The organism is Thermophagus sp. OGC60D27, assembly GCF_052400625.1.
In the GTDB taxonomy this organism is placed as follows: domain Bacteria; phylum Bacteroidota; class Bacteroidia; order Bacteroidales; family Marinilabiliaceae; genus Thermophagus.
In genome coordinates this window covers 52,393-65,958 of sequence record NZ_JBQTGH010000012.1, presented here as the reverse complement: position 1 = coordinate 65,958, position 13,566 = coordinate 52,393, and the positions used below count along the sequence as shown (strand labels likewise).

Below are 13,566 nucleotides of genomic sequence, written 5' to 3'. Positions count from 1 at the left end.
CATTATGATTAACCCCTTAAAAAATCATATTACATTAATTGCATTATTTATTCGTTTATTGTCTCTTTCCGGACAGGATTCCATCTCAACTCTGAATCTTTATGAGGCCAACCACATAGACTTGTCCAACAAAGCAGTACTATCTCTATATCAAGATAATAACGGATACCTCTGGATAGGAACATATGATGGATTGAATCTTTTCAACGGGAAAGATGTTTTTGTTTATCGATTTGATTTTCAAGCCAAAGAATCATTAAGCAGTAACATTATTCATAAAATTACACCTGCTGAAAAAGGCCAATTGTGGGTTTCCACATTTCTGGGATTAAACAAATTTTCCACCACCGACCGTATCGTTACGGAGTCTTATCCGGAATGCCCCGAAGCCAAATTATTGGCTGCCGACCCATTAGGGAACACATGCGTCATTACCGAAAACGAATCCATTAAGTTTTATAACCCAATTAATAAACACTTTCAGACACTCCCTTTGAAGGGCATATTTAAAGATCAGGTAAAAGTTCTCTTCTCTGTGGGCGAAAATAAATTCGTTTTAGTATTAACTGATGGTTCTTTCTTCACGCTTCAATTCTCCAATACAAACACCCAACCCATTGTAAATAAATCCCCAAAATTTAAACACCCGAACAGCATTGTTTCTGCGTTTTGCGACCGTCATTCCATCTTTTGGATTGATTCCAATGGCGGTTTATACAAACAATCTATTAAGAATAATCAATCAATCTTCCTACAAGATATTCGTGGGGTCATTCACAAATACGGAGAAATTTCGCAAATAGTATCTTTTCAGAACGATATTTATCTCGCCTTTAAAACGAACGGAGTCATTAGACTGAACCGGCATTACAACTTTCAACCGGAAAATATTAATCTAAAAACCGGTGTTTTTTCCCTATTGCCCGATTATCGCCAGAAGATTCTTTGGATCGGGACCGACGGACAAGGCATCCGGATGTATTTCAACAAACCCAATCAATTTAATAGCATCAGTCTTGACCAACTTCCTTTTAACCTCCAAAAACCGGTTCGATCCATTTTGACAGCAAACAACGATCTCTGGATCGGCACAAAAGGTGATGGAATTATCCGAATCCAAGACTATGAACATCCAACAAACAAAATCGAAGGATTCTCTAAAACTATTTCTTATACCACCCGTGAAGGACTATCGAACAATCAGGTGTTTGCTTTTAAAAAAAGTGATTTTCATAATCTTATATGGATTGGGACTGAAGGTCCGGGACTATCTTATTATTCGTTCGACTCCAATGCCATTATTACCCCCCAAGGTCTCAATAAAAATATTGAGAAAGTACATGCCATTTGCGAAACCGATGACAGCACCCTATGGGTCGCAACCGCCGGCGCCGGCCTTTTGAAAGTTCGCTATCGAACCACCAAAGAACAACTGGAAATCAATTCTGTTGAGGTTTTTACGTTTGAAAAAAGTGGTAGAATTTGCAATGAATTTCATGCCATCAGTATCATCGGAAAATCAACTTTACTGATCGGAAGTCGAGGTGGGTACGGATTGATTCGGTTGAATACTCAAACTCATAAACACAGCTTTATTCCAATGAATGGAACCGGATACTCCCCCATTGGAGATGTCCTCTCGGTCCATCAAAGCAAAGATTCTGTTTTCTATGTCGGAGCGAGCTCCGGTTTGACAAAATTGCAATTACGACCAAACCAATCGCTTTTATTAAAACAGTTTGACCGTAGAGATGGCCTCACCAACGATATGATTCATGGCATTTTAGAAGATCGCGATGGATGCATTTGGCTCAGTACAAACAAAGGATTAGCCAAATATAACCCGAGAAATGATTTTTTTCACAACTACACTAAAGACCTGGAGGTAACAGAATTCTCAGATGATGCCTATTGGAAGTGTCCCTCTACCGGAAGGCTCTTCTTCGGGGGCATCAATGGGCTGGTATGGTTCGATCCAAAACTGGTTAATACCCCTAACAACCAACCCAAATTCTCATTTTTTGAACTTAAATTTTCCGGCAATGCAGTGCCTTGGTCCAGATACTTCGATCCGCGTACCCGTCAATTAGATATCCCGCCCCATGCAAAATCATTCTCTATTTCCTTTGTCGCGGTAGATCATTACAGCCCCGACAACTACGAATATTCTTATCTTTTACAAGGCTTTAACCATGACTGGGTTAAGTTACAAAAAAACAATGAGGCTTCTTTTAGCGGACTGCCGATAGGCCATTATACCCTTATTGTTAAATTTAACAACGATGTTTTCGATTCGGAAAATAACACTTACCGCATTAAAATCCATGTAATGCCCCCCTGGTATCTATCTTCCGGAATGATCCTTTTTTACCTCTTTCTCTCCTTCTCCTTTTTTATCTATTTGATTTTTTACTTCCGGAATAAGATCCAAAAAAAGCACCTCTCCTTAACCAAAAAAATTGAAGAGGAGCAAAGAGAAAATCTGCTCGAAACCAAACTCAATTTCTTTACTAATATTACGCACGAATTATGCACCCCTCTGACCCTTATCAACGGGGTGACCGATCAGATCCGCAAAGAGAAAAACCACCAAAAAATAAAAGAATTCACAGATGTTTTACTCAGAAATGTCAACAACCTCAATGAACTCATCCAAGAAATCCTTGATTTCAGGAAGATTGAAGATACTCAATTTGGAATGTGTAGAATAGAGAAAAATTCCATTTCCAACCTCATTGCTGAAGTCAAGGCCAGCTTTAATAACCTTGCCCTTCAAAATAAAATCACTTTCAATGTCTCATATCCGGAAAAACTTTATTGGAATACCGACTATACCTTCCTGAAAAAAATAATCATCAATCTCACGTCCAATGCTTTTAAGTATTCCAACATTCAGGGACGTGTAGAGATTGATGTGGCCATTATCAATAATCAACTTAAAATTAGGGTTTTCAACACCGGACCCGGAATTCCGGAAGCCGATATTCCTCATCTATTTCGTCGTTTTGGAATTGTCAACAATTTGGGCGATAAAACCAATATCCCGGCGGCATCCAGAACCGGCTTAGGTCTTTCAATCTGCAAAGGTTTAGTAAATACCCTGAAAGGAAGCATAGAGGTCAATAGTGAAGAAGGCCATTATGCGGAATTTATTGTTTGGCTTCCCAAATTAAAAAGTGAGGAAGGAAAGATCTATGCAAATAATTCTTCCAAGAAACATATTGAACCGGAACTCCAGCCAATTGACCAAACAATATCAAAACCCGGAATACTCGTAGTAGATGATAATAACGACATCACCTGGCTCATTGCGCAAACGCTCAATCCCGATTTTCAAATCCGGGAAGCATCCTGTTCTACCGATGCCCTTGAACTGATCAAAGAAGCTTCCCCCGACCTCATCATCACTGATATTATCATGCCAGGCATGTCCGGTTTAGAGTTTATCCAACAGATTAAGGGCAACCCATATACCAAACAGATTCCCGTCATTGTCGTTTCGGCCAAAATAACCCATTCTGAACAGGCGGAAGGATTCAAAATTGGGGCCGATGCTTACCTGACCAAACCGTTTTCCCCACAACTGCTGCGATCGGTTGTAAATCGCCTAATTCACAACAGACAGGAAATGAAAGATTTTTACCAATCTTCCGACAGTGCCTTTGAATATTCCGACGGATTGCTCATCCATGAAGAAGATAAAGTGTTGTTGAATAAGGTAATGACGATAATTAAAGAAAACATTGAAAATGAAAAGTTACGACCAGCCTTCCTTGCTGATCAATTGGGTATGAATGTCCGAAGCTTTTATCGCCGCTTCAAGAATATATCCGTTTTATCTCCCAGCGACTTCATCAAAGATTTTCGATTGAATTATGCTGCCAGACTATTGTTAACATCTAAACTGACAGTTCAGGAAATAATATACAAAGTAGGAATCACCAACAAATCCTATTTCTATCGGGAATTTGCCAAAAAATTCAATATGACCCCACGCGAGTATCGCAATAAGGAACAGAATAAGACAAAAAAATAACACTTTTCACAAATGACAGATATTTGTACTTTTTTGACACTCCCAGCAAAAACATCTTAAACTTCCCTCCTTATTATTGCATTCAGCAGTAGTTTGATTCGGATCTCCTTCAGGAATTCCTATTTCCCGCTCTTTTGTTATTAATAAAACAATTGAAAAGGATTTTTTCGACCTCAATCCAATGCATCCTTTTTAGGACGCTTTGGTTGCCATATAATTTGTGTGGCGTTCTTTCCGGAAAATCTGGGGACATCGGAACACTCTATTTAAAAACAGCTTTATAGCGCTAAACAAACACATTTTTGCATTGATAAAACACTCCAAACCATGAAACATCAACTACCACTGGCTTTTTGCACACTTTTTCTGGCGGCCTGCACTTATTCAGGAAATTTTATCACCAATACACCCGATGAACTCGTTGACCATAATATAGAAACCTGTTTTAATGGCAGCAAAGGTATAAACAGACTGTTTTTTCACCGCCAAAATCAATCTCCGGTCAAATGCTACAGCATCTTTTCCTCCGGCAGTTCTCCCCAACACGATCCTTACGCCTGGGAATTAAAGGGAAGCAAGGACGGCAAACACTGGGAAACCATTGATAAAAGAGACCATCAAACATTTTGTGCGCGGTATCAGGAAAAACTTTTTGTCATTCAAAGACCTGCTAGATATAGCCATTATTTACTGGAAGCCAGCACGAACAATAACGACTCTTTGAAAATTGCTGAAATACTCCTTTTTGACCACAATAAACTCGATAAATGGAGCCATTTTTCTTATCCTCAGGTAGATTTTCAAATAACGGACCAACAGACTGAGGGTGCAAAAATTTATCAATCACTTGTCCAGATGCCGGAAGAATTTATACAATATCATGCTCAAAAAGTAGCGGAAATTCTTTATTTCTCTGATAATGACGATATAAACAAAGTAAACAAGATACGATATACCCTAAAAAATTACAATGGCATTTCGGCCAAGAGTGGCCAATCCCCTGAAATATCCATCGTATTCAGCACCAGACATGTAGAAACAGCGGCGCGCGAATCGCTCTTCCAATTAAACAATGAAACACGTGGGGTCCTCTTCCATGAATTAACACACGCCTATCAGTACGAACCCAAAGGAATTGGGACCTATTCTACCAATAAGGAATTCTGGGCTTGCATTGAAGGATTGGCGGATGCAGTTCGAACAGAGGCCGGATTTTTTGATATTGACCAACTCCGAAAACCCGGGGGAAACTGGCTTGATGGCTATAGAACAACCGGGTTCTTCCTGCATTGGCTCACCACCAAAGATCCGGATGCTATCCGAAAATTTCATCGTTCTGTCTGTGACCTCCAAGTATGGAGTTTTGATAAGGCCATGCAACATATTTTTGGTCCACAAGCCGGCATCCAACCTTTATGGGACGAATACCAGCAATTTTTACAAACAAAAAACAACTAAAATGAGACTCCTTCCCAGAATCACTGCAATACTATTAAGTGGAATTATGGGTTCAATAAATGTTGTTGGACAGGATTTGGTTTCATATGTAAACCCATTAATCGGCACCCATAAGATGGGACATACCTTCCCGGGAGCCTGCGCGCCTTTTGGAATGGTACAGTTGAGCCCCGATACCGATACAATCCCCCACAACATCAATGGGCGTTATCAAAAAGACGTTTATAAATATTGTGCCGGATACCAATATAGCGACCCTACCATTGTAGGTTTCAGCCATACCCATTTTAGCGGAACCGGTCATTCCGATTTAGGCGATTTTTTGGTCATGCCGACTAGCGGTCCATTAAAACTAAACCCCGGCACATCCACGAATCCACAAAATGGTTACCGGTCAACATTCTCTCATGAGACGGAAATAGCCAAACCGGGATATTACGAAGTCAAATTAGAGGAATATGACATTAAAGCCCAGCTTACAGCGACGGAACGTACCGGCATCCACAAATACACTTTCCCCTCAGAAATAGAAAAAAGAATTATTTTGGATCTGTCTCATGGCATTTACAATTATGACGGCAAAGTTCTTTGGGCCAACCTTCGCGTTGAAAACGACACCCTCATAACCGGCTATCGCATCACCAATGGATGGGCTCGGGTTCATTACATCTATTTTGCAGCTTCCTTTTCCAAGCCGATCAAAAACTATGGTTACATCGACCATAAAAAACCGGCGTACTCCGGATTTTGGAGAAAATTTGACATGTCGCGCAATTTCCCTGAAATAGGCGGAAAACAAATTGTCTCTTTTTTTGAATTCGAGCAAGAAGCTACGGAAATCGAAGTGAGATTGGCATTATCTTCGGTCAGTACTATCGGAGCCATGAAAAACCTGATGGCCGAAACTTCCGGAAAATCATTCGAACAAATTGTCAATCAAACGCAACAAAAATGGAATAAAGAACTTAGCGTCATAGATATTGAAGGAACTGACGACCAAAAGGTCATGTTTTACACATCCTTATATCATACCATGATTAATCCTTCAATTTATATGGATGTGGATGGACAATACCGAGGAATTGACCACAACATTCACAAGGCGGATGATTTTACCAATTATTCCATCTTTTCCGTCTGGGATACCTATAGAGCCCTTCACCCTTTATTTAACCTTATACAACGTCAGCGAAGTAAAGAGATGGTAAATTCCATGTTGGCTCACTACCGACAAAGTGTACACCACTCTTTACCTGTTTGGTCCCATATGGGAAATGAAAATTGGTGCATGATCGGATATCATTCGGTATCCATATTGGCAGATGCACTCACCAAAGGTGTCGGTTTAGACTCCGCTTCGATCCTGCAAGCCATGTATGCCAGCTCAAATATTCCTTATTACGATGGTATTTCAGAATACAAGAAGCTCGGTTATGTTCCGGTTGATAAACATCCATACGGAAACTCTATCACTTTGGAATATGCTTATGATGACTGGGCCATATACCACACTGCCAAACTATTAAATAACGATTCACTAAAACAGCAATATAAATCCAGAGCGCAAAACTATCAACATCTCTTCAACCCTAAGGTCAAGTTTGTGACCGGCAAATTAAGTAACGGGAAGTGGGTTGAAAAGGTTAATCTCCTTGACACCCACGGACAAGGTTTTATTGAAGGCAACTCATGGAACTATTCTTTTTATGTTCCCCACGATGTATTGGGGTTAATGAATGAAATGGGAGGAGATTTGCCATTCATTTCAAGACTGGATTCACTTTTCACCATGCATCTTCCCAATGAATTTTACAGTGCCACGGAAGATGTCACCCAGGAGGGGATCATGGGGAATTATGTTCATGGCAATGAGCCTTCGCATCATATTCCATATTTATATGCCTGGACCTCACAACCATGGAAAAGTCAAATCCGAATTAGGGAGATTATGAACCATATGTATCGGAATAGTATTGATGGATTATGCGGGAATGATGATTGTGGCCAAATGTCTGCTTGGTACATATTCTCGGCCATGGGCTTCTATCCGGTATGTCCGGGCACCAATCAATTTGTTATTGGTGCACCCTATCTGCCCTACATTAAAGTCCATTTAGGAAATGGGAAATACCTCAGCATCAAAGCAGATAAGGTGAGCAATCAAAGACCCTATATCCATTCAATTCTGCTCAACGGTAAACCTTATAAAAAAGCGTATATCTCTTATGACGACATAAAAGATGGTGCCACATTAGTTTTCAATATGTCTCCCTCTCCTAATAAAAAAAGAGTTTTAAAAAATTCCCATAAACCATATTCTTTAACCAGCGAAAAATGAAAAATATACTCCAAATATGTTTTGTGTCAGGACTTTTTTGGATAGCCTGTTCCGGGCCTCAATCATCCTCTAATGAAGGCAACGATGACCTCACCCTGAACAAATATGTTGACCCGTTTATCGGAACATCCGGTTATGGAAATGTTTATCCCGGATCTCAGATTCCTTTCGGTGGTATTCAGATTAGTCCAGATACTGACCGGGATTTCTACGATGCTGCTTCCGGTTATAAATATGACCATCAAACCATGTTGGGCTTTAGCCATACGCACCTTAGCGGTACCGGCATTCCCGATTTGGGCGATTTTCTTTTTATTCCCGGCACCGGGACAAAAAAATTCATCCCCGGCACACATGAAAATCCAGATATGGGGTATCGGTCCAGATTCTCTCATGATAAGGAATGGGCTTCCCCCAACTACTATGGTGTGATATTGTCCGACTATTCTGTAAAAGCAGAAATGACTTCAGGCCTTCATGCAGGAATCTTTAGGTTCACTTTCCCGGAAACCGACAGCGCCTTTGTCATGATTGATATGGACCATGTTTTATGGTTTAAAACCGCCTGGTCACAGTTCCGGTTTGTTAATGACTCTACCATCAGCGGGTTTAAACTCATCGATGGATGGGGACCGGAAAGATACGTCTATTTCGCCGCTCGTTTTTCAAAACCTTTTCTTAAATCGGGCATAATGCAACAAGGAAAACCGGTGATTTACAACACCAAACGATTTAGGAGTGACCGTATTGCTTATGGAAATCACCTTATGGGTTGGATGGATTTTGATCTATCTAAAGGTGAAAGCATTGAAGTTAAAGTGGCCATATCCTCTACCGGAACCGACGGAGCATTTAAGAACCTGAAAGAGTTGGATCAGGAAAACTTCGAAAGCCTAAAACAAAAGGGTGAAAAAAAATGGGCCAAGGAATTATCCCGTTTTAAGATCAAAGGCTCGGAACAACAAAAGCGTACCTTTTATACCTCCGTCTATCATGCTTCTCTCCATCCTTTTATCTATGAAGACATCGACGGTAAATATCGCGGTCATGATTCCAATATCCACTCAAAAACCGACTTTACCAACTACACCGTTTTCTCACTGTGGGACACCTTTCGTGCGCATCACCCCTTACTCAATTTATTGCATCCGCAACGCAATGCCGACATGATCAACTCAATGTTAGCGCATTTCGACCAAAGTGCAGAAGCCATGTTGCCAATATGGTCGTTTTATGGAAATGAAACATGGTGCATGATAGGTTACCACGCCGTATCGGTTATCGCCGATGCCATTGTCAAAGATGTTAAAGGCTTTGACCACAATCGAGCTTATATGGCCATCCGTAAAACAGCCATGAATCCAAACTATGACTGCCTGCCCGATTATATCAGTAAAGGATGGGTGCCTTTCGATAAAGAAAAAGAATCGGTATCCAAAACATTGGAATATGCTTACGATGATTATTGTATTGCCCAGGCCGCCAAAAAGCTAGGCAAAACAGACGATTATCAATACTTCCTGAACCGGGCGCTGGCTTATCAGAATCTGATCGATCCGGAGAGTAAGTTTATGAGAGGACGAGATTCAAATGGCAACTGGCGCGTCCCATTCAACCCTGTTGCTTACACAGGTCCTGGATCGGAGAATGGATGGGGAGATATTACCGAGGGATTCACTTATCAATATACTTGGTTCGTCCCCCACGATGTAAAGGGGTACATGAATCTTATGGGCGGGGAAAGTGTGTGGATTGCCAAACTCGATTCCTTATTCTCCATGAATCTTCCGGACAACATTCCAGGAGCCCATGACATTCACGGACGTATCGGTGGCTATTGGCATGGCAATGAACCCTGTCATCAGATCCTGTATTTATACAATTATGCCGGACAACCATGGAAAGCACAGGAAAAAATAAGGTATATTCTGGAAACATTCTACGGTGATCAACCGGCTTCTCTTAGCGGAAACGATGACTGCGGGCAGATGTCGGCCTGGTATATCTTCAATGCCATGGGGTTTTACCCGATCTGTCCTTCTTCCAATATTTACACCATCGGATCTCCGGGACTGGAAGCCATCGAAATGAAATTAGGAAATGGCAAATCCATAAAAGTAACTACCGATAATTATTCAAAAGAAAATTGTTTTATCCAAAAAATGTTTCTCAACGGAAAGCGCTACAATAAAAGCTATTTGACCTTCGACCAGCTTTCGAAAGGTGCAGAAATTAAGTTTGTTCTCGGACCAAAACCTAATCAAAACTGGGCAACGGATAAAGAGTCTGTTCCACCTTCAATATCTCTTCCCGATCAAACCATGAAATATCAACTATCAATCGGCCTTTCCGGACGGATAGATACGCCTTTCCAATAAATCATATTCATAAATATATATTTCCGGAAAAGATAACTACACCTTATAAATCCAGTTTCTTTGAAGAACTTATTAACATCACTTTTCCCCAATATAAAAAACCTATTTAACGCACTCCCACATGCCGAAGTATTACTCTTAAACCGTTCTCTCGCTTCTATATAAAATCAGCAGGGTTGACAAAACACCACTACCTCCTTAAAGAATTAGCTTTCACTCCCTTAAAAGTTATTATTACCGGTTTTATATGCCCATCCTTATCAAAAACCATTTTATCAATACAAGTAACCCGATGATTCTGATCGGTTTCAGGCAAAGGCCGACGATGATAAACGATATACCAGTCATCACTGCCCGGCTTATGCAGGACAGAATGATGTCCAGCTCCTGTCGCTACCTCAGGGTCTTGTTCCAATATAATTCCTATGCGTTTAAACGGCCCCATCGGGTTATCGGAAATCGCATAGGCTACTCTGTAATGGGGACCTCCCCATCCGCCCTCCGACCACATAAAATAGTATTTCCCATCTTTTTTAAGCATACATGGGCCTTCCACATATCCTTCGGGTGTCACTTCTTTATACCATTCTCCGGTCGAAAGAGGTTCCAACCCGGTAAAATCCTCATTGAGTTTTACAACGTTACAATGTCCCCACCCCCCATAATACATATAATAGGTATTGTCATCATCTTTAAAGATAAATTGATCAATAGGTTGCGCCCCGTTAACAATTACATTAATCAAAGGCTTTCCAAGCAAATCTTTGTAGGGTCCTTGAGGTTGATCACTTACAGCAACCCCAATGCCACCTACTTCTCCTTCATGGACGTCATTGGCTGCAAAGAATAAATAATATTTTCCATCCTTCCGAATTACACCAGGTGCCCACATGGCACGTTTCGCCCAGGTTACTTCCGTCGTATCTAGAATTCGATGATGCCGGGTCCAATTCACCAGATCGGGCGATGAGAAACAATCGAAAAAAACCTGTTTTTCATACACATCAGAGTATGTCGGAAAAATCCAGTATTTTTCATCATAAATAATGGCTTCCGGATCGGCATACCATCCCTCAAATACAGGATTAGATGAATACCTGCCAGTCGACGCTTTTCTCTGCATTTTACAGCCATAAACAATAAAGACAAATGACATTACAAACAGAATCTTACTCATAATTAAATAGTTATTTACAATTCAGCTTTTACCGGTTTCTATATGGATCCAACCGACTAAATAAAGGGATAAAACGTGCTTGCCCAACAATGATTGTTCCAATAAGAACATGAATAAATTTATGGTCATGCGAGTTCCATCCGGCCTATGATTTAAATCAATTTGATAGGGAAGAACAATAGAAACCTTTATAAATTTCCCCTTATTAAGAAAAGTTATCACACGGATAACTAATTTGAGTTTATTAGGTCAATGCAACAGAAATTTAATTCTTTCGGAAATCAATTCCAACATTGACAGCCCACTTTTCCCATGCTCTTTCCAGTTCTTTCACTTTCTCGGGATATTGATCTGCCAGATCCCTGGTCTCCGTGTGATCTTCAGTTATCCGAAACAACTCCCATTGTTTGCCAGGGAGAGCCGACATCTTCCACATGGCAGTGCGAATGGCTCTCCCACCTTGATGCTCCCAGTATAAAGTATCATGAAGAGAAACATTTTCATCCCTAATTAAGGGGATTAAACTTTTCCCAACGGGAGGAATCACCTTCCTCCCATTGACATATTCCGGAAATTTAGTACCAGTAACGTCCAAACAGGTAGGAAGAATATCCATAATATGTGCAACCACGTGATTGATGCTGTTTTCTTTGCCCTTTAATCCGGCTTGCCAGTGAATGATAAAGGGGGTTGCGGTACCCCCTTCATACGACTCCATTTTCCAGTAACGAAACGGGGTGTTGGAAGCACTGGCCCAGGCATCACCAATATAATTCCAGGTGGTTTCTCTTCCAGGATGGTGGGCATTGTATTCAATCATGACGGAATCCCGCGTGAAACCAGGACGATCGAATCCGGGAGGATAACCTCTTTCATAGGAAGCCCCATTGTCTGAAAGGATCATAATAATAGTATTCTCATATTGACCTGTTTCCTTTAATTTTTGAATAATCCTGCCAACTCCCTGGTCCACCCGGTCGATCATGGCGGCATGAACAGCCATACATGCGGCCTCGTAGTCTTTTTCCTCACAATCTTCCCAACGTTTTCCTGACGAATTAGCAGGCAAGGGATAGGTCTCCCTGTTTATAATTCCCATTTTCACCATTCGCTGATATCGTTTCTCCCGCATAACATCCCACCCCTCTTTGTATGTATCCTTGTATTTTTCTATATCCTCTGGAAGGGCATGCAAGGGCCAGTGAGGGGCTGTATGGGCAACATACAAAAAGAAAGGTTTATCATCTTTGCTATAAGAATCAATGAGCCCAATGGATTTTTCAGTTATAAAATCAGTCATGTAAAAATCTTCAGGAACCTCTTTTATGGGTTTCTCATTGTGAACCAAACTAAAAGGATCAAAATAATTGACCACTCCCCAAATGACACCCCAATGTTCATCAAAGCCACGGTTACATGGATAATTCTCTAACGGGGAAAAGGATCCGTAATCCACCCGATGGGCCAACCATCGTAACTGTTCTGTGGGGTCATCTAACGGTTTGGTTTCAGACAGATGCCACTTTCCAGTCATGCCGGTATGATAACCCTTTTCCTTTAGCACTTCAGCAATAGTTGCGGTATTCATGCTCAAATTAACCCCCATGCCGTTAATACCTGCCCGATGCGGATAGTGGCCAGTCAATAAGGAAGCTCGTGAAGGGCAACACCTGGCAGTATTATGCATTTGCGTAAAACGAATACCCTGGCTGGCCAATTGATCAATATTGGGGGTATGAATCTCTCCTCCATAACATCCCAAATCGGAATACCCCATGTCATCCACCATCATAATCAGAATGTTGGGCCTTTCTTCCCTTGGTTCGCCGGCTAAAAAAGAACATCCAGACAGAAAACCTCCCGTCAAACAAAATAAAAATAATATCCTATACATATTGTTATTCTTTCTCTCTTAATTTCACCCTCTTAATTCAAAGAAAACTAAATTATAACCCATTAAGATCTTATGGACAGGCTAAAAAGGTTGTTCCAGTCGATTTACCCCTTCAAAAATCGAGTTAAAACCATGTAGATTACTAAATCATTTCCATAATGAGCGCTTTTAACCATCGACCAAAAACATTAAATCATTTCTTCCAAAAGTATTCAGAAACAAGCATGGGGCAAACCCCATGCTTATTGATTTCACTTTCAGACAAATAAACTCTGTTTATTAATA

6 protein-coding genes are annotated in these 13,566 nt (G+C 40.8%); 4 read left to right on the top strand and 2 right to left on the bottom strand.

Translation table 11 applies throughout. The annotated features are described in order from the left end of the window. Positions 1-4: 4 nt before the first annotated feature. From ACT29H_RS14345 to ACT29H_RS14330, 4 genes are all read left to right on the top strand, one after another. Positions 5-4,036 carry a response regulator gene (locus ACT29H_RS14345; protein WP_444822337.1) on the top strand — a complete coding sequence of 1,344 codons (4,032 nt, stop codon included), beginning with the start codon at positions 5-7 and terminating at the stop codon, positions 4,034-4,036. Between the two features lie 327 nt (positions 4,037-4,363). Beyond that, positions 4,364-5,494, top strand: coding sequence for a basic secretory protein-like protein (locus ACT29H_RS14340; RefSeq protein ID WP_444822336.1), 1,131 nt, complete (start codon positions 4,364-4,366; stop codon positions 5,492-5,494). Position 5,495: 1 nt separating this feature from the next. Further along, on the top strand, positions 5,496-7,832 hold the full coding sequence (locus ACT29H_RS14335) for a GH92 family glycosyl hydrolase (protein ID WP_444822335.1): 2,337 nt from the start codon (positions 5,496-5,498) through the stop codon (positions 7,830-7,832). Then, complete coding sequence (locus tag ACT29H_RS14330) at positions 7,829-10,210, top strand: GH92 family glycosyl hydrolase (RefSeq protein ID WP_444822334.1); 2,382 nt, start codon at positions 7,829-7,831, stop codon at positions 10,208-10,210. The genes ACT29H_RS14335 and ACT29H_RS14330 overlap by 4 nt, the downstream gene beginning before the upstream one ends. Before the next feature lie 190 nt (positions 10,211-10,400). Here ACT29H_RS14330 and ACT29H_RS14325 read toward each other — a convergent pair whose 3' ends face one another. Together ACT29H_RS14325 and ACT29H_RS14320 are read right to left on the bottom strand one after the other, a co-directional pair. Further along, positions 10,401-11,387, bottom strand: a complete 987-nt coding sequence (locus tag ACT29H_RS14325) for a glycoside hydrolase family 43 protein (protein WP_444822333.1) — start codon at positions 11,385-11,387, stop codon at positions 10,401-10,403. A gap of 265 nt (positions 11,388-11,652) precedes the next feature. Then, entirely contained in the window at positions 11,653-13,281 is a 1,629-nt protein-coding gene (locus tag ACT29H_RS14320; RefSeq protein WP_444822332.1) for an arylsulfatase, read from the bottom strand. Positions 13,282-13,566: the final 285 nt, after the last annotated feature.

Excerpts from the sequence above, each read along its gene's own strand:
- ACT29H_RS14345 (WP_444822337.1), top strand. The coding sequence starts at position 5 with ATGATTAACCCCTTAAAAAATCATATTACATTAATTGCATTATTTATT.
- ACT29H_RS14335 (WP_444822335.1), top strand. The coding sequence starts at position 5,496 with ATGAGACTCCTTCCCAGAATCACTGCAATACTATTAAGTGGAATTATG.
- ACT29H_RS14340 (WP_444822336.1), top strand. The coding sequence starts at position 4,364 with ATGAAACATCAACTACCACTGGCTTTTTGCACACTTTTTCTGGCGGCC.
- ACT29H_RS14330 (WP_444822334.1), top strand. The coding sequence starts at position 7,829 with ATGAAAAATATACTCCAAATATGTTTTGTGTCAGGACTTTTTTGGATA.
- ACT29H_RS14325 (WP_444822333.1), bottom strand. The coding sequence starts at position 11,387 with ATGAGTAAGATTCTGTTTGTAATGTCATTTGTCTTTATTGTTTATGGC.
- ACT29H_RS14320 (WP_444822332.1), bottom strand. The coding sequence starts at position 13,281 with ATGTATAGGATATTATTTTTATTTTGTTTGACGGGAGGTTTTCTGTCT.